Raw genomic sequence first — 21948 nt, 5'->3', positions numbered from 1 at the left:
CGTTTGTGTATACCGAGAGCGAATTTCTTCACAAAGCGCTACTACCATTTCTATCTTTGATCTCTAAAACTATTTTCGCTTGAAAAAAATCCTATCGGTACTTATTTTTCTAATCGTTGTGGCGGCTGCTATTTATGGGTTTTACCGAACCTTTGATCGCAGCGTGGCTGCACCATCCATCGCGCTGAAAGCAATTCCCCAAAGCGCTGCGCTGATTATTGAGACCGACGAAGCCGGAGAGCTTTGGCGCGACCTTTCCCAAACCAATATAATGTGGGAAGAGCTGAAAGAAACTGATTTTTATTTTAAACTCGATGCAGCTGCTCACGCCATTGACAGCTTGCTTACGCGTCAAAAAGATTTTAGAAAGTATATTTCGGATAAACCCATGGCCGTTTCAGTGCACGTTTCGGGAGCGAGAGATTATAATTATCTTTTGAGTATTCAGCTTGAATCGGAGACTGAAGGTGATGAAATTATTAAAGGTTTAAAAGCGCTTTTTAGAGCAAAAGATGAAATCTCTAAAAGAACATACGATGGGGTAGAAATCTATTCCATAATACCCGGAATATTTGAGTCATCGATTTCTTTTTTTGTAAAAGATGACTTGCTGGTAATGAGTATGGCGCCCATCCTGGTAGAAGAAGGCGTGCGCGCGCTCCAGCAAGATGCTTCTGTGCTTACCAACACCGGTTTTTTGAATGTGCGTAAAACACGAGGACGCGATTCGCGAGGCGAGGTTTATATTAATTACAAGCAGCTCAAAACCATTATTGGTCAATACGCGTCGGATGAAAATAAGAACAAGGCATTTTTTACTCAACCTTATGCAGACTGGTCGGCGCTCGACCTAAATCTTAAGACTAACGCTGTTTCGCTCAATGGTTTTGTAATGTCAAAAGATAGTTCTGATGCCTGGTTGGGAGCCTTTCGGAGCGGTGATGCTCCACGAATGAATGTACTGAAGTTCATGCCCTCTAATACAGCGTATTTTGCCTTTTTCGGTTTTGGAAACTTCCAGAAATTCCGTGAGAGACAATTAGATATTTACGCACGCTCAAACCGGAAATACAGTATTGAAAGCAAGCGTAAAGAATACAGCGATCTCTGCGATTGCGATATGAATAAGTTGGCATTGAGTTGGATAGGTAGTCAGGCTGCATCGTTTATTGTAGAACCTGCCTCTGAAAATTATACGCAAAACCATTTTGCAGTTTTTGAAACCGATAATCCGGACAAGGCATGGGAGTCGCTGCTCGAAATAGAGAAACAACGCTCTGAAATTCTCGACAAAGCGGCCGAGGTAGAAACTTTTGGAGATTTTGAAATTCACAAACTTGAAATAGGAACATTTTATGGAAAAGTTCTAAGCGAAGGGTTTGACGGACTGGAGGATCCTTATTTTGTGAAAATGGACAATGCTATTCTTATGGCATCATCGCTCAATGCTTTGCGCAATTTAGTGCAAAAGCTCTCTGAATCTGAAAATGGAGAGAATACCCTCGCCGCCGATAAAGGGTTTATGGATTTAGGCGATCAGATTTCGGGAAATTCTCATTTTGTGATTTACAGCTCTCTATCCCGGTCGCCGCTTATTTATCAGAATATTCTGGGTGAGAAGTACGCCAAAGATTTAGCGGGTCATACTGATCTGCTGCGCAAGTTTCAGGCCTTCGTTTATCAGGTAAGTTATTACAAGAAAGACCTTTACTACAACAATGTTTACTTTAAGTACAATCCCGAATATAAGAAAGAGACCAATTCGCTTTGGGAAAAACAGCTTAAGGCAAATGTTCGTTCAAAGCCATATTTGCTGAAAAACCACTATACCAATGCCCTCGAAATTTTTGTTCAGGATGAGAATAACCGAATTTACCTGATTGGAAATACCGGCAAGCTGCTTTGGGAAATGGAAGTGGACGGCCCGATTTTAAGCGATGTAAATCAGGTGGATGTTTATCGAAATGAAAAACTGCAGATTCTTTTCAGCACCGAAAAGACGATTTATTTATTGGATAGAAATGGAAACAATGTAGAGTCTTATCCCATAAAACTTCCATCGCCAGCCACCAATGGCATAACCATTGCAGATTACGACAATAGCCGCGATTACCGCTTTTTTATCGCTGTAGAGGGAGGGAAAATACTCTCGTATGATGTGAATGGTAAGCAGATAGAAGGGTGGGATTTTAAAGATACTGAAGGGAATATCGTTTCAGAAGTCAAGCATATTCGCATCAAATCAAAAGATTATATTTTTGCTTTCAACGACAAGGGTAAAATTCATTTGCTCAACCGACAGGGCGAAAGCCGCCACAACGTGGAGCAAAAAATGACAAAGCCGGCGAGTGGCCAATATCAATTCGATTTGAAATCAAAAATAGACGATTCCGGAGTGTATTATGTTGACAGTGATGGACATGCTTACAGACAGGGGTTTAATGATCGCTTTACGAAAGTGAAACTCACTGATCAGGTAATTCTTGATTATGATTTTGTGGACTTGAATAAAGATGGAAGCCTTGAATCCGTTATTTTAACTGCAAATGCAGTGGAAGGCTTTTCGTTAAAGGGCGATATTATTTTTAATAACAGCCTTGAAAAATCAGATAATTATAGCCTTCAGAGCTTTCTCTTTCCTGATAATGTGGTACGCTTTGGAATTACAGATCCCGCCAATGAGAAGGTTACGCTTTACGACAGTAATGGCAAGGTTTACAGCGGTTTTCCCCTGTATGGCTCACAAGAATTTGCCATTGGTGATATGAACCGCGATGGTTATTTTAACCTGATTACTGCCGGTAAGGATGGGTTTGTTTATGCGTATGCGATAGAGTAGAGACAAGGCATGCCTTGTCTCTACTGCGCTGCGCATGCCCTTGTCTCTACTGCGCATGCCTTGTCTCTACTGCGCATGCCCTTGTCTCTACTCCTTAACCCGCTCGCTATAAATCCCCGTTCTGGTATCTACTTTTATTTTATCATCGGTATCGATAAAAAGAGGAACTCTAATTTCTGCTCCGGTATCTATTGTTGCAGGTTTCATGGTATTTGTGGCGGTGTCGCCCTTCAGTCCCGGTTCAGTATAAGTAACTGTGGCTTCAATAAATGAAGGCAGCTCAACCATCAACGGAATTTCCTCATCGGCGTGATATATAATGGTGCAGATCATTTCTTCTCTCAAAAATTCGGGCTTTTCAACCAGTTTTTTATCTATGAAAATCTGCTCATACGTCTCTGTGTGCATGAAGTGATAGCCAATTCCCTCTTCATATAAATACTGGTACGGACGATGCTCAATGCGCACTATATCAATGTTGTGGCCCGCAGAGAAAGTGTTTTCGAGAACTTTTCCGGTTTCAATATTTCTCATTTTGGTTCGCACGAAAGCAGGGCCTTTGCCCGGTTTTACGTGTTGAAAATCAATTATTGTGCAGAGCATTCCATTGAATTTAATGCAGAGCCCGTTTCTGATGTCAGATGTATTAGCCATTATTGAATATTTATTGTCAAATTTAAAAAATTACCTGTGTTTGAAATCCTCAATGTTTATTTTTTGATCGCAAAAAAAGTATTCATCTGTTTGCTTGTTCGAAGCTACAATTAATAATCGATCTTTTCTTAGCTCCTGTACTACATTGCGGTACCAGTCAATTCCAAATCGATCAAGATTTGAAATAGGCTCGTCTAAAAAAACTCCTTTGGTATCGCTGTAAAGCGCTAAACCAAGCCGGAGACGTTGTTTCATACCCGATGAAAAATACTTTACCGGTTTGTTTCGCGAGGCCTCAAGATGCACGTATTCAGCAAAATGCGCTAAATCCATTTGCGGAAGCAGCGGCTTTAATGAGAAATGAAATTTAGCCATTTCGTCCAGCGTCAACTCTTCGTATAATTCAAGGTAAGGGCTGCAAAAACTAAAATGTTTGTAAACTTGATTTTGATCAATTTTCTTTCCATCAATGCGAAATAAAAGCTCACCCTCGCTTTGGGGAGCGTATCCCAGCAGCACCCGGAGGGCAGTGCTTTTTCCGGAGCCATTGCCGCCTAAAACTACGTAGGCAGATTCCGGGTTGAGCGTGGCCGACCAATTGCGAAAAATCCAGTCGCGGTTAAACCGTTTCCCAACATTTTTTAATTCAATTTCAATCATTAACGGGGCCGCGAATAATGCCTTTTTCAGACAACTTAATGAAATTTACAATTTCATCTTTTTCAGGACAATCGGGAATTTCTGATTCTACTGCCTGAAGTCCGACTGATACATTTTTGTTTGAAATATAAATCATCCGATACGTATTTTCAATCAGCGCTATGGTCTCGGTGCTCATTCCTCTTCGACGCAAGCCTATGGCGTTAACTCCGGCATAACTAAGCGGTTCGCGAGCAGCTTTTACATAAGGCGGCACATTTTTGCGCACCAGTGAGCCACCAGCTACAAAAGCATGCTTGCCGATAGATAGAAATTGCTGCACAGCAACTACTCCCTCCAATATGGCATAATCATGTATTGTAACGTGGCCAGCAATAGATGCGGCATTGGCCAAGATGCAGTGATTACCTACTATTACATCGTGTCCTAAATGAGTGTAAGCCATTAAAAGACAATTGCTTCCTACTCTGGTGGTGTGTCTGTCTATGGTGCCACGGTTAATGGTTACGCATTCGCGGATGGTGGTATTGTCACCAATTTCGGCAGTGGTAATTTCGCCCGCAAATTTCAAATCTTGCGGAATAGCAGAAATAACGGCACCCGGAAAAATCTGACAGTTCTTACCGATCCGTGCACCATCCATAATGGTAACGTTAGAATGAATAACCGTGCCTTCACCAATTTCCACATCTCCGTGAATGGTGGTAAACGGCCCGATAGTTACGTTTTTACCAATCTTTGCGTCGGGATGAATACTTACTAATTTGCCCACCATTAAGCTTTGTCCTTAACAATTTGAGCCATCAAGTCGCCTTCAGAAACTACTTGGCCATTAACATATCCTCTTCCTCTCATTTGCACAAGTCCTCGGCGAATGGGTGAAATGAGCTCCATTGTAAACACTACGGTATCGCCTGGAACAACTTTGCGTTTGAATTTTACGGCATCCATTTTCAAAAAATAAGTGCTCCACAATTCAGGGTCTTCCACATTGTGCAGCGCGAGTACGCCACCTACTTGAGCCATTGCTTCTACTTGCAAAACGCCTGGCATTACAGGGTTTCCCGGAAAGTGACCCTGAAAAAATGGCTCGTTAAACGTTACATTTTTCACACCAACAACTGAGTTTTCAGAAAGCTCAATAATTTTATCTACCATCAAAAATGGATATCTATGTGGTAAAATATTCATTATTTGATTTACATCGTAAACCGGCTCTTTGGTGAGATCAAATTTGGGAGCCGCCTTTTTCTCATCTTTAATAAGCTGCTTTATAATCTTGCCAAAAGCAGTATTGCCCGCATGACCCGGACGTGCCGCGAGTATATGCCCGCGAAAAAATTTGCCTACAAGAGCTAAATCACCAACAATATCGAGAAGTTTGTGACGCGCAGGCTCGTTTTCAAATTTCAGCTTTACGGTGTTTAGTACACCTATTCCTTCTACCTTTAAATTGCTGTAATCTTTGCCTAAAAGCTTGGCTATTTTCTGATACTCTTCCTGGCTGCGTTCTTTTTCTACAAGTACGATTGCATTGTCAAGATCGCCTCCTTTTATCAAATTATTTTTAGCCAGCTCTTCAATTTCTCGAAGAAAAACGAAAGTACGGCAGCCCGAAATCTCTTTCTTAAACTCGCTGATATCGTACATTGAGGCATGTTGCGTGCCCAGTACAGGCGAGTTGTAATCTACCATTACTGTAACACGAAATTCTTGACCAGGTGTAGGAACAGCAAGCATTTCTACATAGCCTTTGTCGTCTTCATAGTAAAGATTTTCCTTTAGCGTAAAATATTCTCGATCAGCATCTTGCTCTGTGTATCCCACATTTTCAATGGCATCTACAAAGGGTTTTGCGCTCCCGTCCATTATCGGAACTTCAGGCCCGTTTAATTTGATCAGCGCATTATCGATCTCGCAACCGTAAATAGCAGCGAGTACATGCTCCGTTGTAAAAACCTTCGCTCCATTTTCGGCTATTGTGGTACCGCGCTGGGTAGAAACCACATTATCAACGTCGGCTTTAATAGTAGGTTGCCCATCCATATCAACGCGTTGAAAAACGTATCCATGGTTTTCAGGAGCGGGATGAATGCTTATTTTAACCTTTTCTCCTGAATGAAGGCCTATACCGCTCAATTCAATAGGGGCAGCAAGGGTACGCTGTTTTATGCTCATAATTCTGTAGTTCGTTTTAAAGCGGCCAGCTCTTCCTGAAGCGTATTGATCTGCTTCATTATTTCTGGTAACTTTCTAAATCCGACATAAGCTTTTTTGTATTCTCCGATAGAAAATGCAGGAGATCCCTGAAGTATAGCTCTGTCTTTAATCGATGCGCCTATTCCGCTTTGCGCAGCAATCATGGTGCCATCGGCTATGGTAATGTGTCCTATGATTCCAACTTGGCCGCCAATCATGCAGTTTTTACCAATTTTGGTAGAGCCGGCAATGCCTGTTTGAGCAGCAATTACGGTGTTTTCGCCGATCTCTACGTTGTGAGCAATTTGAATAAGGTTATCAATTTTGGCTCCCTTGCGGATAATGGTGCTTCCAAGTGTTGCGCGGTCAATAGTGGTATTTGCGCCAATCTCTACGTGGTCTTCAATAATTACATTGCCTATCTGAGCCACCTTTTGGTAATTGTTTTCGCTATTCGGCGTAAAGCCAAAACCATCTCCGCCAATAATTACGCCGGCATGAATCACACAGTCATTCCCAATTACACAATCAGAAAGAATGCGTACACCGGGATGAATAATGGTGTTTTTGCCAACAGTAACATTCGAACCTAAATACGCCTGTGGATAAATTTTAGCATTAGCGGCTATTTTTACTCCACTGTCTATTACCGCATTTGCACCTACATACACATCTTCACCTATGGTTGCAGTTTTGTCTACAAATGCAGTTTCGGCAACGCCTTTTTTATCGTGCTTTATCTGATTATACAGGTCGAGCAGTTTTGAAAAGCTTGCATAGGGGTCGCTAACCTTAATTAAAGTGCAGGTATCGGGAATTGGTTTTTCGGGTTCAAAATCTTTTCCCACGATTACAAGCGTGGCGCCGGTAGTGTAAATATGACTGGCATACTTTGGGTTTGCAAGAAATGAAAGCGTTCCTTCCGAGCCTTCTTCAATCTTGCTCAAGCCGGATACTTCCGCTTCGGGATCACCAACAATTTCTCCTTCAAGAAGTTGTGCTATTTGGGACGCTGAAAATTTCATCGCCCAAATATATAAATTAATATGTATGGCTTTATCAAGGCTTTAAGCATTCTTTTTAACCTCTTTGGGAAAGTACAAAACATACTTTTTCACCGCTTCGGTTTGAGCGAGCAATGTACGATTGTCTGATGCTTCTGCAAGGTCAATTAAATTGCCGGTTTTAGTCAGAATATTTATACCATCTATAGCGCTGTCGTAAGCGTGATTTTCTAAAACATCTAAGTGAAAATAATATTTCACCTCTTCTGTATTGAGGTGTAGCAAATCCATCGTTTTCTGCTTTAATTTATTTATCTCACTTTCATCAAATGGGCTTTTGCTGAGAATGACGCTGGGCAGCCTTCTGTCTGTCAATTTAGTGCAGAGATCACTCAAAATTTTGTCTTCATGATTTGTCCACACTTTTATGGCTCCCATTATGTCGATATCGTCAAGCTTTACAAATGTGTCAATAACTTCGGGATCGTTTACAAAGTCTTCGCGTCCATAATCGTGATAAAGAAAATAGCATAAGGGCGGCGATCCAAAAAGCTTATCGCCACGTCGGGCACAAAATTTCGCCCGTGTCAGAATATTAATTAGCAGCCTTTCGGCAGAAACCACCGTTTTATGCAGATATACTTGCCAGTACATTAGCCGGCGAGCGACAATAAATTTTTCGATAGAATAAATGCCTTTTTCCTCTACCACCAGATTATTATCATATACATTCAGCATCTTTATAATTCGCTGATTGCTTACAACACCTTCAGATACACCGGTGTAAAAGCTGTCGCGCGACAAATAATCCAGTCTGTCCATGTCGAGCTGGCTGCTTACCAATTGGTGCAAAAAGGGTTTTGGATATTCTCCCTTAAAAATTTTAATTCCGGTAGTAAGGGCACCCTTAAACTCTTTGTTGAGTCGTTCCATTAGCAGCGCAGAAATAACCTCGTGGCTCACATTTTTTACAACAGTAAACTCAAGGCTATGCGAAAACGGCCCGTGACCAATGTCGTGTAAGAGAATGGCTACCAGTGCGCCCCGAGCTTCTTCTTCACTGATTTCAATGCCTTTTTCGCGCAGATTGGTAATAGCGGTTTGCATAAGATGGGTGGCACCCAAGGCATGGTGAAACCGGGTATGATTGGCGCCCGGATACACCAGATGCGACATGCCTACCTGCTTTATTCGCCGTAAGCGCTGAAAATAAGGGTGTTCTACCAAATCGTAAATCAATTCGTTGGGCATTGTTATAAACCCATAAACCGGATCGTTTAAAATTTTGCGTTTGTTAAATGGTTCAAATAAGTTTATTTCACCCATGATTTATGCTGACATTGCACACTAAAGCGGCGCGAATTTTGTTATAAGTGTCAAAAGTACGCCATTATTGGTGTTCTAACAAAAACCTGTAAATTATATGCCATCAAAAATACTCTGGGCCGACGATGAAATCGAACTCCTGAAACCACACGTTCTCTTTTTGCAAGAGAAAGGATTTGTTGTAAAAACGGTTAATAACGGCCACGATGCTGTTGAACTTGCCGAAGAGGAGACTTTCGATATTATCTTTCTGGATGAAAATATGCCCGGTCTATCGGGTCTTGAAACCCTGAGTAGGATTAAGGAAATAAAACCCAATGTGCCTGTGGTAATGATTACCAAAAGCGAGGAAGAGTCTATTATGGAAGACGCCATTGGTTCTAAAATCTCTGATTACCTTATAAAGCCGGTTAACCCGAATCAGATTTTACTTTCTATCAAGAAAAACCTGGAGAACAAGAAGCTCATCAATGAAAAAACGACTTCAAATTACCAGTCTGCTTTTCGCCAAATAGGCATGACGCTGAATGACAGGCTCGATGTGGAAGACTGGAAAGATCTTTATAGAAAGCTGGTTTTTTGGGAGCTTGAGCTCGAAAGTGGCAGTGATGGTGTAATGGAAGAAGTGCTCACGATGCAGAAAACCGAGGCGAACAGCTATTTTTCGAAATACCTGAGCGAAAATTATGTAGGCTGGCTTCATGAAAATAGCGATGAAGCTCCGCTTATGTCGCACAATATTTTTAAGCATAAAATTGCTCCTGAAATTAAGAAAGATCCACTTTTTTTAATCGTGATTGACAATTTGCGTTACGATCAATGGAAATTTATTGAGCCGGTATTGAATCAGTATTTTCATGTAAATGAAGAAGATATTTATTTCAGTATTCTTCCTACGGCTACACAATACGCGCGTAATTCACTTTTTGCCGGCCTTATGCCGAGCGAAATTCAAAAGCTTTACCCCAAACTTTGGATTAATGATGAAGATGAGGGCGGTAAAAATATGCACGAAGAGGAATTGCTTCAAAATCAGTTGAAGCGCCTTGGCAAGGATATAAAAATGAGCTACAATAAAATTACGAAGCTCGATGCCGGTAGAAAGCTTGCCGACAATGTTTCGAATTTAATGACCAATGAGCTTAACGTAATCGTATACAACTTTGTGGATATGCTCTCGCATGCGCGAACAGATATGGAAATGATTCGCGAGCTGGCTGATGATGATTCGGCATATAGATCGCTCACTTTGAGTTGGTTTGAGCATTCGCCACTACGCGATATTTTGCAAACTATCGCAGAGAAAAAAGGAAGGGTAATTATTACAACAGATCACGGAACAGTTCAAGTAAATGAACCCATAAAAGTAATTGGCGACAGAAATACGAGTACGAATTTGCGATACAAGCAAGGTAGAAATCTAAACTACGACAGCAAAGATGTGTTTGCGATTACAAAACCGGAAGATGGATTTTTGCCAAAAACCAATATGACCAGCTCGTATATATTTGCCAAAGAAAGACAGTACTTTGTCTATCCAAATAATTACAACCACTTTATGAGGTATTACAAGGACACCTTTCAGCACGGCGGAATTTCGCTGCAAGAGGTCTTAATTCCTATAGTGAAACTTACTGCAAAATAGAACGAAGTGGAATACAGCGCAGAATCTACGGGCGATTTACCAAAAATTGCCCGCGACATATTGAGAAAGGCCGGAGATTTCCGGCTTTTTGCCTTTTATGGAAATATGGGGGTGGGCAAAACCACTTTAATCCTCCAGTTTATTGAAATTCTGGGCGTTAAAGAGCCGGGAAGCAGTCCTACTTTTTCGATTGTGAACGAATACCGCGACGCCGAAAATAAACCCGTTTACCATTTCGATTTTTACCGAATTGAGTCGATTGATGAAGTTTACGATATTGGTTATGAAGAATATTTTTACAGCGATGCCTGGTGCTTTATGGAATGGCCAGAAAAAATTGAGGCCCTTTTGCCTGATGAAACGGTAAAGATTTTCATAAATGAAGAAGAAAATGTGCGTAAAATAAAAGTAGAATTACCTTCGTGAGCGCAAAATGTGTACTTTCAAGCGCTGAAAAAATAATTCCTCAATGGTAAGTTCCAAAGAAGCACTAAAGGCCCTGGCAAGACAGGCATCACTGCAACCCCAAGAGCAGCTAATGGCTGTAGGCGAACATTCAAAACACTTGCAAATTGGAATTCCGCGTGAAACCTCGTACCAGGAAAAGCGGGTAGGGCTTACGCCCGATGCTGTGGCTGTACTTGTAAGCAATGGTCACGAGGTGGTTGTGGAATCGGAAGCGGGAAAGAGTTCATATTTTGAAGATAAACAGTACAGCGAAGCCGGAGCAAAAATAGCCTACGATAGAAAAGAAGCTTTTCAATGCGATTTAGTTCTGAAAGTAGCTCCTCCAAGTCATGAAGAAATAAGCATGATGGGCCACAAGCAAACCTTGTTTTCGGCATTGCAGCTAAGTGTACAGCCGAGAGACACGCTTCGCAAGCTAATGGAAAAGAAAGTTTCTGCCATTGCCTGGGATTATATTCAAGACGAAGAGCAGATTTTTCCTGTTGTGCGCGCTATGGGCGAAATTGCGGGAAATACAGCCGTGGTGGTCGCTGCCGAACATTTAAGCATTGCCGGTAAAGGCCAGGGGTTGATGTTTGGCGGAATATCTGGAGTGGCACCTACCGAGGTAGTGATAATTGGCGCTGGAACGGTTGCAGAATACGCTTGCCGGGCAGCACTGGGTTTTGGAGCGTCAGTAAAAGTATTTGATTTCTCTATTTATCGCCTTCGCCGAATTCAAAATGATTTGGGACAGCGGCTTTTTACCTCTGTAATACAGCCCGAAGATTTGAAAAAAGCATTGCGTCAGGCAGATGTAGTTATTGGCGCTCTTCGCGGAAGCGATGGACGTACACCCACCGTAGTAACCGAAGAGATGGTTTCTGGAATGAAAGCAGGATCTGTCATTGTAGACATTAGCATAGATAAGGGCGGATGTTTTGAAACTTCGGAGGTTACAAATCACCAAAATCCCACTTTCGTTAAACACGGAGTTACACATTATTGTGTTCCCAATATTGCATCGCGCGTAAGCCGTACCGCATCTATTGCCCTGAGCAATATCTTTTTGCCGCTTATTCTCAATATTGGTCAAAATGGTGGTTGCTCAAACCTGATTAAGCGCGATATGGGTTTTCGACATGGTGTCTATATTTACAACGGAACCCTTACAAATGAGACTCTTGGTGAAGTTTTTAGACTTCCTTACAAGGATATTGACTTACTTTTTGCAGCTTTTTAAATGAAATTCGGACGACGGCTTAGGCTATATATTTTTGGTGTTTTGATGGGGAGCGTGCTCGTGCTTTTCTTTTTTAATGACCGCCTTCACATTCTTACAGATTGGCTTCCGGGAAACCGAGTGCTTACAGTCTTACAAAATTCAGAGCCGCTTATTACAGACAAGGCATTATGCCAGCTCGCTTGTTTTGATCTTGATACAGCTGATGTGCGCTTGGCTAAACAAAAAGGAGATGTGCGTTTTAAATTGAGTGAAACTCATGATGAGCCAAAAAAATACGTGGTTGATTCAAACCTGGATCCCGGCAAAGTGCGCATGACTTTTAGTATAGCTGATTCACTCGCTACACTTATAAATGTGGCCTTGCCCGAAAAGGCAGTTATCTGCGAATGTGATTAGGAAAATGTTTGCGAAAGCGGGATAGCTGGCGGCATTATGTGATGAGTGGTAGTGCGGTATTAAGTCTAAAATTCGTACTTTGCGTTTTCAATTAATCGCTTATAAACCTAATATGGAAATGAAAATAAATAAAATGAAAAGCATTTTGCTTGCTGCGCTATTTATATCGGGTGGCTTTGCAAATGCTCAAAAATCCCTTCCCGAAAATTTTTATTTCAGCACACTCGATAATGGAATGGAGTTGCTGGTAATAGAAGATCAAAGTGTACCGCTCGCTACAATAGAATTAGCTGTGCACAACGGTGCTTACACCGAAACACCTGAATACGACGGACTTTCTCACCTCTACGAACACATGTTTTTTAAAGCGAATAAGGATATTCCTTCGCAAGAGAAGTTTATGGAACGCGTAAATGAGCTTGGAATTTCGTTTAACGGAACGACCAGCTTCGAGCGCGTTAACTACTTTATTACGCTTAGCAGCACAAAGCTTTCTGAAGGATTAGAATTTATGAATTCTGCTATTCGGTACCCGCTTTTCCTTGAAGAGGAAATGAAAAAGGAAAATCCGGTTGTAGATGGCGAGTTTCAGCGAAGTGAATCAAACCCGGTATTTTTTCTTTTAAATGATATGAGTCGCCATCTCTGGAAAGAGAACTACAGCCGAAAAAACACTATTGGCGATCACGACATTATTCTTACCGCTACGCCTGAAAAGATGCGTACAATTCAGGAGAGATATTACTATCCTAACAACACCATTCTTGTGGTAGCCGGAGCTGTAGATCACGAAGAGGTTGAAAAGAAGGTTAAAGCACTTTACGGTGACTGGAAAAAAAGTGATTTTGATATTTTTGAAGAAAATCCGATTCCGGAAATGACGCCGCTTGAAAAATCAGAATCTTTTATTACGCTTAACGAAAACGCAAGGGTACCAATTATGATGATTGGACAGTTTGGGCCAAGCGTTTCAAAAGATCCTGCTTCAACTTATGCGGCCGATGTATTTCACACGATTTTGAATCTTGAATCAAGCAATTTTCAAAAAAACCTTGTTCAATCTGGTATGGCTTATCAAGCCGGGTCATCTTATCAAACGCTTGATCACACCGGGCCTATCCAAACCTTTTTTGTTCCTAATCCGCAAAAAATGAAAGAAGCCATTGCAGCTTTAGAAGCGGAAGTCGCCAAATGGAACGATGATGATTATTTTACTGATGAGCAAATTGAGGCGGCTAAAAATCAGCTTGCTATACAAGATATTTACTCGCGGGAGAGTACCTCAGATTTTGTTCACTCACTTACGTTTTGGTGGGCTTCCGCCGATTTAGATTACTATGTAAATTATATCGACAACCTCAAGAAAGTGACCAGGGCAGATATGAAGAAATATGTGGAAACCTATATTCAAGATCAGCCCAATGTAACCGGAATTCTGCTTTCGCCAGAAATGCAGAAAATGATGGCCATTGAGTCTATTGAACCACTAAAAATGTAATTTTTTAAAACCTTACTAAAATGATGAAATTTAAAACAGGATTCTTAACGCTTATTATGCTTATCGGCGTGATAAGCGCAAATGCGGAGTCCGAACCAAAAACAACCGAATTTGAAGTAAACGGCTTGAAAGTGATTTTGCGCGAATCGGTGAAAGGGACTGTAAGCGCACGCTTATTCGTAAAAGGCGGTACTTCGGGTTATGATAAAAGTAAAGAGGGTGTTGAATCACTTGCGCTTTCACTGGTTATGCAATCAGGGCCGACAGATATGACCAATGATGCTTTTAATTTAGCAGCAGAAGCTGTTGGAGCGCAGATGTCTGCAAATTCGGGTTACGATTACGGAACTATGTCGCTCAATTGCGTTAAAATTTACTGGGATGAATCTTGGAAACTTTTTTCAGATGCGATTGTGAATCCGGCTTGGAGACCAGAGGAATTTACTATTCTTCAAAACCAAATGGTTACTGCGAGCAAGCAGTCAAAAACCAATGCTGATGCTCACTTGAGAAACATTGCTTTTGAAAATGCATGGAGTGGAACCAATTATGCAAATATTCCGGATGGAACTCCCGGAAGTTTGGAAGCACTTACTATCGAAGACTTAAAAAAGCATTATAATAAGGTTGTTGTAAAAGACAATGTGTTTTTGGTAGTTGTGGGTGATATCAGCGTAGAAGACCTGAAAAAGAAAATTACTGAATCTCTGGCAAATTTGCCAAAGGGCAAACCGGCAGCTGTTGCACAGAACGATTCTCAAGTTAAGGAAGGCCTGTCTGTAGAAAACAGAGAGCTCGAAACCAATTATATTCTTGGAATTTTTGATGCGCCAAAGCGTGGTACAGAAGAAGCTGTTGAAAATGATCTCGCAATGAGCATTCTTGGCGATCGCTTTTTTGAAGAATTGCGCACTAAGCGCAGCTTGAGTTACGCGCCCGCGGCATCGCGAACAGGAAATATGGCTCACCCGATGAACATAGTTTATATTTCTACTACCGATCCAGAGCAGAGCTTGCAGGTAATGGTAGATGAGATTAACAAGGTGAAAAAGGACGGTTTTACCGAAAAGGAACTCGCCGGTAAAAAGCAATCTTATCTTACACGTTATTATATGGGTCAGGAAACAAATAGCTCAATCGCTATGGGGCTTGGCGTGAATGAAATGAACGGCGGCTGGGAGAAAATGGACACCTACACCAAAGAGATTCTGGAGACCGATGTGTCTGATCTAAATGCCATTATGCAGAAATATGGCGATCAAATTTACTGGACTTACCTCGGTAAAGAAGCCTTAGTAAAACCCGAATTCTTTTTGCAGCCGGTAAAGATGGAAAAATTGAAAAAGTGATAGAAGCACTTTAAATTTTTTTAATGGAATTGATAAGGCCACGTGTAATAGCGTGGTTTTTTATTTACCGGTAAATTTTTCTTTACCCGAAAGCATTTCAAAATATAATTTAAAATCGCTTTTCAACGACCACCAAGGGTACTTGAAAGTTGCAGGTTTGTTTTTCTCAATAAAAAAGTGTCCTACCCAGGCGAAGAAATAACCGCTGATGGCAGCGTAAAGAATAAACCATGGATTGAGAAAAACTGCAGCGAGAATGAGCCAACAAAAAACCAACGTGGTTCCAAAAAAATGCATTATTCGTGTGCCCTTTTTTCTATGCTCGCGCAAATAGTAAGGATAAAAAGCCTCGAACGATTTGTATTCTTCTTCCATAAAATTGCCTTGCAGGGTTTATTCTTGTAAAGCTATTATTTAATGATTGATTTGCAAGAGATGAATAATAACCGCTTTACCTTTTCAATAGACAGTCTTTTTCCTGATTTAATCACTTAATTTAACTTCATATACCACAGTTTTCCAGCCTACTCTCTTTCAAAATGTTAATTTTGTCGGAGAATTTCATCTATGAATATTTCAGATACCAGTTTGCCAAGAGTAGTAGTTGTGGGAGGAGGCTTTGCCGGACTCAAATTTTGCAAAAACCTGCGCCATGATAAGTTTCAGATTGTACTCATAGACCGGCATAACTATCACACGTTTCAGCCATTACTCTATCAAGTGGCTACGGCGGGGCTTGAGCCTGATAGCATTGCATACCCACTTCGAAAAATATTTAATAAAATTCCAAATTTCTACTTCCGCATGACGGAGGTGCTTGAGGTATTTCCTGAAAAGAAATGTCTACGTACCACAATTGGCGAGTTGGAGTACGACCATCTGGTACTCGCCACGGGCACAGTCACCAATTTTTTCGGAAACGAAGAGATTGAAAAGCGCGCCATGGGAATGAAATTCGTTCCTGAAGCACTTAACATCCGCTCCCTTATCTTGCAAAATTTTGAAGCTGCACTTTTAACCGATGATTTAAAAGAGCGCGAGAGCTTAATGAATGTGGTAATTGTAGGCGGTGGCCCTACCGGTGTTGAGCTGGCGGGTGCGATAGCTGAATTGAAAAAACATGTTCTCCCCACAGACTATCCCGATCTGGATTTCAGACGTATGAGCATCCACCTGGTGGAAGGTACAGAGCGTGTTTTGCCTCCATTTTCGGAAGAAGCTTCTAAAAAAGCGCTGCAATATTTGGAGACGCTCGGCGTAAACGTTTGGCTCAATACCATGGTAAAAGATTACGATGGTAAAACGATTGTCACTTCCGGCAAGCCCATGCTTACGCAAACACTCATTTGGGCTGCTGGTGTGAAATGCCAGCCGCTTGATGGGATTCCGGCAGCTAACCTTGTGAAGGGAAATCGCATAAAAGTAAATCACTTTAACCAGGTGGAAGCTTATGAAGGGCTTTACGTATTGGGCGATCTGGCTTATATGGAGACTAAAGATTTCCCGAAAGGGCACCCACAAGTTGCTCAACCCGCCATTCAGCAAGGAAAACTTCTTGCCAAAAATTTGAGCAGTCTGGTTCGTGGTAAAGCTATGAAGCCATTTAAGTATAAGGATCAGGGATCGCTCGCTACCATAGGCCGATCAAGAGCAGTGGCAGATTTGCCACATTATAAAACACAAGGTACCCTGGCCTGGTTTATTTGGACTTTTGTACATCTGATAGCACTTGTGGGTTTCAGAAACCGGGTAGTGGTGTTCTTTAACTGGATGATCAATTTCTTTAGTTATAATCGAGATATCAGGTTGATAATCAGGCCATATAAACGAAAGGAATAAAGTACACACGAAATCTTATTTCATTTTTTATAACGGAATATCTAATTCTGATTTACAAGCGTAAATTTAGAATTTCGAAACCGGCCGAATTGCAGACAACTTCTTTAGCTTTGTGGAGTCATAATGAAAAAAGGAACAAAAAGCGAAGTGGAAGACATGCAGTTGGCAGAAGCTTGCCTTACCGGCAATGAAAAGGCACAAGCACAACTGTTTGATCAGTACTCTGGCCAGATGATGGCACTTTGTCTGCGTTATGGCAGAGATTATGAAGAAGCCCGGGACATGTTTCAGGATGGATTTATAAAAGTGTTTCAAAAACTGGACATGTATAATGGCAAAGGGCCATTGGGAGCCTGGATCAGACGAACAATTGCCAATAATGCACTTGACCAAATTCGCAAAAATAAGCGTGAAAAAGTTCACGAAGAGTCATATCAGGTAGAATTTAAATATGAGCACGAGACGGAGTTTGAGCTTTTTAATGACGATGAGAATGAATTAACTAATGAAAAACTCACGGCTTTAATTGAAACAATGCCTACCGGATATAGAACAGTTTTTAATATGTATGTGGTTGAAGATTACAGTCATAAAGAGATTGCAGAGCAGCTCGGAATTACTGAAAGCACCTCTAAAACCCAGTATAGAAAGGCGAAAGCCTATATGAGAAATTTGATAGAAGAAGAATTAAATAAATCAGTAAGTGATTAAAGATAAATTTGAAATAGAAATAGGAAAACGACTACGTACCACTCAGGCAGAAGTGCCTGTAGGATCGTGGGATGCTATTCGGGCGGGGATTAAATCGCCAGCCGGATTGCCTGTTCAAAATGCAGCCCCGTTTTCAAATGCGGGTTTTGTGGTTGGAATTATTGTCGGGGCGGCTATGTTCATTTCTCTGGCGCTTTATAGCGGTCATGAGAATGTGCGGCGCTATTCAGTTGAACAAGGGGTCGAATTATTAAAACCAGAGACAGTTACAGAGCGCAAATCGCCGGTAACAGTTGTTCAAAAAGAAAACGAGACACCTGCAAGTGCAAGTGTTGAAGTGGTAGAAAAATCTGAATTGGTAAATGATTCACCACAAGCAGCGACAGAGAAATCTGAAGTTCAAAACAATTCAAATTCTGAAGTTGCGACTCGCGAAGTGTTAACATTTGAACCTATAAGTGCCAATACCGATGCTGAAATAGATTCGCGAAATTCAGAAAAGCAGAGCGCGCGTAAGTTAGCTTCCAGAAGTTCTGCAAAAGAAGGCAAAGCTGCAACTCAAAGCCCCAATGTGCCGGCACCAAAAGCCCAGATAATGGCTGATAGAATTTCGGGATATGCGCCGCTTACGGTACATTTTGATAACAAAGGTCAGGGAGAAAGGTACTATTGGGAATTTGGATACATGACCGAATCTTTTGATAAAGCTCCCGAAGTGATTTTTGACGAACCGGGAATTTATACAGTTTACCTTTCGGTAGAAAATGAGGAAGGTGAAATTGCAGAAGATTATGTCCAAATAACTGTAAAAGAAGGTTCTAAATTTTACATTCAGAATACCTTTACGCCAAATGGTGATGGTAAAAACGATACATATAAAATAAGTGGAGCGTTAAACATATCCGAGTTTTACATGGTCATTACTGATCAGAATGATAAAAAGGTTTTTGAATCGCGTGACATAAATCGCGAGTGGAATTTTGATCAGGCCGTGCATGGACAGGTTGGAGCGATGTACTTTGTAACTTATCGCGCGGTTGGAATAGACGGGAAAGTGTATTCCGGAAATCGCACAGCGTTGAATATACGTTATTGATAGAAAGTTACGATTAGGTAAGTAAGAAATTACTATCCATTCGGTGCGATCATGCCAGGAAGGTCTTACAACGCTGACAGCTACCGTTACGGATTTCAGAATCAAGAAATGGACAACGAAATTAAAGGCGTTGGAAATTCTGTGAATTATAAGTATCGTATGCATGATCCGCGAATTGGAAGATTCATGAGTATTGACCCTTTATTCAAGGACTATCCACATAATTCACCTTACGCATTTTCAGAAAATAGAGTTATTGACGGAGTCGAATTGGAAGGTTTGGAGTGGGAACGCTTCATAAATTATCTTGAAAATGATGGTACAACTCTAATTATCAAACAGACAGCAGAAGATTTTATGGAAGATGCTCAAATAGTTGGCTCAGCCACAATGGGAGTTGTTAAGTCATTCGCAGAAGGTATGGTAGACCCAGTAGTTTTCACAGCAACTTCGATTAGCGCGGGCGCTGGCAATACGTATTTAGGTTTGAGTAAGAGAATAGATAGAGTCGGATTCATTCCGGCACTTGATCAAGGTGGTATTGATGTTTTATCTGAAGAAGAACAATTTCATCCTTACGGCTTTTCATTTGATGAAGGTTTAGAGAAAAAACAGCCATCATTCTCAGATAAGGTACCTTTTGATGATGGGAAAAGAATCATGAAAGCTACTGTAACCGTAATAACACCTTGGGTTCCCAGTTCAGGAGTTTTGGAATGGGGAGCTAAAACTGTGATTTCATCTGGAGTTAAGGAAGCTATTGACTTGATCCCTGACGATGACTCAGCACAGCCTCAAACGAATAGCAATGATCAACTACCTGAAAATAAATAGCTTACTTAAATGAAGGGCGATTTCTACCTACTTTATCAAGCAAGTGCTTTTATCATAGCGGGATCATATTTATTGGTTAAACGAAATTCCTTTTCAGATCCGGTTGTAAATTTATGGGGTGGAATGGCCTTATTTGCGCTCGGAGTATTGCTAATATTAATATTTTTTATACAGGCCAAACGAAGAAAGAAAAAATAACCTTAATCTGATTGTGATTCCGAACTCTCCAAAGAATCCAATAAATGTTTGATTTTTTTGTAAGCTACTATTGATTTAGATTCTTGAATGTCATTCAACCATTTATCTGCCTCTGAATTGGTTATTTTGTTTTCTAATCCGAGTTTATTTATTTTTTTCAGTTCCTTTGAAACTTCTTTTTCCAATTTTAGAGAAACAACTTCAAATTGCTTTTTAATCTCACTTAAACTATCTGGTTGGTTTTCAATTCTTTTAATTATATAATGAAAAAATACTTCAGAAGAATCCAATGTGGTAAGAATATTTTGTCTTGATTGATAAACTTCTGCTTCTGTAGTATTAATGACATCTTTCTTTTCTTCAGCAGTATAGTTACATGATGTCATTATAAGAATTATTGCCATCAAAATATATATCTTAGTATAGTTGGCCTTCATGACGCATACGCTTTTTTAGCTCTATAATCTCGGATATATGTATCAATGAGATCAATCAGGACATTCTTCTTGCTTTCATCCATTTCCATAACCGCCTGCATCCGTGCAAGTGTAATTTTATCAAAAGCGGCATTTATGCCATCGCCTACGAGCGCATCGAGCGTAACGCCAAGCGTATCGGCAATCTTTTTAGCTGCTTCAATAGACGGGCTGGCCTCGTCGCGCTCGTACTTTCCAATAATGGAATGATGCGCTTCAATGAGCTTTGCGAGTTCATTTTGAGAAATACCTTTTGTATCCCAGCACTCTCTAACTTTTTTCCCGAACGACGCCATTTTCCTCAGGTTCGTTGCATCTGAGATGCTGCGGAATTACGCTTTTCGGCAAAGCCATGTCGGGTTTAGACTTTCGAGTATGGAAAAATTTAAGAACTTGATCGAATCATTCCGTAGCATTGCAAATGCGGCGGAGCGAAATGCGACCAAGCGGAATAATTAATATCCATCCCTTTTTCTAAAGGGTTTCCAGCCATCTGAAATAGAGTTGTAAGAAACCATCGTAATCGTCTGTCCCTTTTTCAATTCCCTGTATCTTGAGATAGGTATCGTTTAGGGCGTCACTAAGATTTGGAAAATAGCCTTTGTATTTATAGTAGCTTTCTAAAATAGCCTGGCGATCGTCCCATAGTTGAGGGGGAATTTGTGCAGCGAGTATTTCTATCGATTCTGGTGGGTAAGTCTTATTGATTTCGCTGGCCATTTGCCGCCACAACGAATACGCTGCCGCATATTTGCCAAGCGCATCACCACTTTTATAACAAGCCAGAAATGCTACAAAATTAGCCTCTGCTTCGCTTGTAACTCCGTATCCATGGGCTATTTCATGAGCGGTAGTGAAAATTCGCGGAAGCGAAGGCAGGGCATTGTCTAAATTTGCCTCGCCTGTAAACGGATTGTAAATACCGGCAATGTTGATTCTACGAAGCGTGCCCGATGGTTTTATATGTTGTACCCGAATAGTTGATTTTATGGGGTAACCCGATTCGTGAAGCACGTTCTTTACCCATTCGTTAATCGCAGAATCTGTGGGCAGATTTTTGATTTCCACAATATTTTGAACTGTTCCAATCTCTGGCACGGCTCTGCGGTATATCATAGCCGAATCCATAGTGCTGAGGTAGTGCTCACTAATGTCAATCAGTTTTGCTGTTTCGGGAAGTTCTATTCGCTTTGCAAATCCTTTATCGACATAATTATAACCCCAAAGAAGTAAAAAAACGGCTGCAATGCCAGAGATAAGATTGAGTAATTGCTTAAGGAACAATCTAAAATTCTTCTTTCGCGGAAAGCGCCAGATAAACCAGGCTATAAGCAGAATAAGCAAAGCGTAGTATCCCGGAAGAATCCACAGAAAGGAAAGTGCCGACTGTGTTTTCCGAATTACCGGAAAGAGACCATTAAAATAAACAGTTTCAAATATTCCTTCTGAAAATGAAAAAATGAAGCGAATAGCCAGAGCGATCAATAAAAGCAGAACGCCAATATTCTTTCGAGCTATTCGCTTCACATTC

At 41.0% G+C, this 21948-nt stretch carries 20 protein-coding genes and 1 pseudogene; 11 read left to right on the top strand and 10 right to left on the bottom strand.

Going from position 1 to position 21948, the window contains the following annotated elements; translation table 11 throughout:
- Positions 1-79 precede the first annotated feature (79 nt).
- Positions 80-2839 (top strand): DUF3352 domain-containing protein, encoded by a 2760-nt coding sequence (locus G3O08_RS11335; protein ID WP_163285487.1) that lies wholly within the window; start codon positions 80-82, stop codon positions 2837-2839.
- Positions 2840-2926: 87 nt separating this feature from the next.
- Here G3O08_RS11335 and efp read toward each other — a convergent pair whose 3' ends face one another.
- The 6 genes from efp to G3O08_RS11305 are packed head-to-tail and all read right to left on the bottom strand — an operon-like array spanning position 2927 to position 8682.
- On the bottom strand, positions 2927-3493 hold the full coding sequence (gene efp / locus G3O08_RS11330; RefSeq protein WP_163285486.1) for an elongation factor P: 567 nt from the start codon (positions 3491-3493) through the stop codon (positions 2927-2929).
- Positions 3494-3523: 30 nt separating this feature from the next.
- Positions 3524-4153 (bottom strand): ABC transporter ATP-binding protein, encoded by a 630-nt coding sequence (locus G3O08_RS11325; RefSeq protein ID WP_204336852.1) that lies wholly within the window; start codon positions 4151-4153, stop codon positions 3524-3526.
- Entirely contained in the window at positions 4146-4928 is a 783-nt protein-coding gene (lpxA, locus tag G3O08_RS11320) for an acyl-ACP--UDP-N-acetylglucosamine O-acyltransferase (RefSeq protein WP_163285485.1), read from the bottom strand. Before lpxA ends, G3O08_RS11325 begins: the two co-directional genes overlap by 8 nt.
- Positions 4928-6331 (bottom strand): bifunctional UDP-3-O-[3-hydroxymyristoyl] N-acetylglucosamine deacetylase/3-hydroxyacyl-ACP dehydratase, encoded by a 1404-nt coding sequence (locus G3O08_RS11315; protein ID WP_163285484.1) that lies wholly within the window; start codon positions 6329-6331, stop codon positions 4928-4930. The genes lpxA and G3O08_RS11315 overlap by 1 nt, the downstream gene beginning before the upstream one ends.
- A complete protein-coding gene (lpxD, locus tag G3O08_RS11310; protein ID WP_163285483.1) occupies positions 6328-7377 on the bottom strand; it encodes a UDP-3-O-(3-hydroxymyristoyl)glucosamine N-acyltransferase in 1050 nt (349 codons plus the stop codon). The genes G3O08_RS11315 and lpxD overlap by 4 nt, the downstream gene beginning before the upstream one ends.
- A 42-nt stretch (positions 7378-7419) precedes the next feature.
- Positions 7420-8682, bottom strand: a complete 1263-nt coding sequence (locus G3O08_RS11305) for an HD domain-containing protein (RefSeq protein ID WP_163285482.1) — start codon at positions 8680-8682, stop codon at positions 7420-7422.
- Between the two features lie 97 nt (positions 8683-8779).
- On the opposite strand from G3O08_RS11305, the gene porX reads away from it, so the two are divergent.
- From porX to G3O08_RS11275, 6 genes are all read left to right on the top strand, one after another.
- Positions 8780-10327, top strand: coding sequence for a T9SS response regulator signal transducer PorX (porX, locus tag G3O08_RS11300; RefSeq protein ID WP_163285481.1), 1548 nt, complete (start codon positions 8780-8782; stop codon positions 10325-10327).
- A gap of 6 nt (positions 10328-10333) precedes the next feature.
- Positions 10334-10753, top strand: coding sequence for a tRNA (adenosine(37)-N6)-threonylcarbamoyltransferase complex ATPase subunit type 1 TsaE (gene tsaE / locus G3O08_RS11295; protein ID WP_163285480.1), 420 nt, complete (start codon positions 10334-10336; stop codon positions 10751-10753).
- A 43-nt stretch (positions 10754-10796) separates the two neighbouring features.
- On the top strand, positions 10797-12017 hold the full coding sequence (locus G3O08_RS11290) for an alanine dehydrogenase (RefSeq protein WP_163285479.1): 1221 nt from the start codon (positions 10797-10799) through the stop codon (positions 12015-12017).
- Complete coding sequence (locus tag G3O08_RS11285) at positions 12018-12416, top strand: hypothetical protein (RefSeq protein ID WP_163285478.1); 399 nt, start codon at positions 12018-12020, stop codon at positions 12414-12416. It abuts the gene before it with no gap.
- 118 nt (positions 12417-12534) lie between these two features.
- On the top strand, positions 12535-13914 hold the full coding sequence (locus G3O08_RS11280; RefSeq protein WP_204336851.1) for a M16 family metallopeptidase: 1380 nt from the start codon (positions 12535-12537) through the stop codon (positions 13912-13914).
- Positions 13915-13934: 20 nt separating this feature from the next.
- A complete protein-coding gene (locus G3O08_RS11275; protein WP_163285477.1) occupies positions 13935-15263 on the top strand; it encodes a M16 family metallopeptidase in 1329 nt (442 codons plus the stop codon).
- A gap of 60 nt (positions 15264-15323) precedes the next feature.
- On the opposite strand, the gene G3O08_RS11270 is transcribed toward G3O08_RS11275, so the two are convergent.
- Entirely contained in the window at positions 15324-15638 is a 315-nt protein-coding gene (locus G3O08_RS11270; RefSeq protein WP_163285476.1) for a DUF962 domain-containing protein, read from the bottom strand.
- 192 nt (positions 15639-15830) lie between these two features.
- Here G3O08_RS11270 and G3O08_RS11265 point away from each other — a divergent pair, with 192 nt between their 5' ends.
- The 4 genes and pseudogenes from G3O08_RS11265 to G3O08_RS11250 all read left to right on the top strand — a co-directional run.
- Positions 15831-17102, top strand: coding sequence for an NAD(P)/FAD-dependent oxidoreductase (locus G3O08_RS11265; RefSeq protein WP_163285475.1), 1272 nt, complete (start codon positions 15831-15833; stop codon positions 17100-17102).
- Positions 17103-17225: 123 nt separating this feature from the next.
- Entirely contained in the window at positions 17226-17813 is a 588-nt protein-coding gene (locus tag G3O08_RS11260) for an RNA polymerase sigma factor (RefSeq protein WP_163285474.1), read from the top strand.
- Positions 17806-18909 (top strand): T9SS type B sorting domain-containing protein, encoded by a 1104-nt coding sequence (locus tag G3O08_RS21725; protein ID WP_163285473.1) that lies wholly within the window; start codon positions 17806-17808, stop codon positions 18907-18909. The genes G3O08_RS11260 and G3O08_RS21725 overlap by 8 nt, the downstream gene beginning before the upstream one ends.
- A 42-nt stretch (positions 18910-18951) precedes the next feature.
- Positions 18952-19743, top strand: a pseudogene (locus tag G3O08_RS11250) (RHS repeat-associated core domain-containing protein); the annotation flags it as partial.
- 200 nt (positions 19744-19943) lie between these two features.
- Here G3O08_RS11250 and G3O08_RS11245 read toward each other — a convergent pair.
- The 3 genes from G3O08_RS11245 to G3O08_RS11235 form a co-directional block, all read right to left on the bottom strand.
- The gene (locus tag G3O08_RS11245; RefSeq protein WP_163285471.1) at positions 19944-20378 is read right to left on the bottom strand and encodes a hypothetical protein; all 435 of its coding nucleotides are present in this window, start codon (positions 20376-20378) and stop codon (positions 19944-19946) included.
- On the bottom strand, positions 20375-20713 hold the full coding sequence (locus G3O08_RS11240; RefSeq protein WP_163285470.1) for a helix-turn-helix domain-containing protein: 339 nt from the start codon (positions 20711-20713) through the stop codon (positions 20375-20377). The genes G3O08_RS11245 and G3O08_RS11240 overlap by 4 nt, the downstream gene beginning before the upstream one ends.
- 178 nt (positions 20714-20891) lie before the next feature.
- Complete coding sequence (locus G3O08_RS11235; RefSeq protein WP_163285469.1) at positions 20892-21944, bottom strand: DUF3810 family protein; 1053 nt, start codon at positions 21942-21944, stop codon at positions 20892-20894.
- Positions 21945-21948 lie beyond the last annotated feature (4 nt).

Source organism: Cryomorpha ignava, assembly GCF_010686655.1.
In the GTDB taxonomy this organism is placed as follows: Bacteria; Bacteroidota; Bacteroidia; order Flavobacteriales_D; family Cryomorphaceae; genus Cryomorpha; species Cryomorpha ignava.
This window is presented reverse-complemented; position numbering and strand designations above follow the sequence as displayed.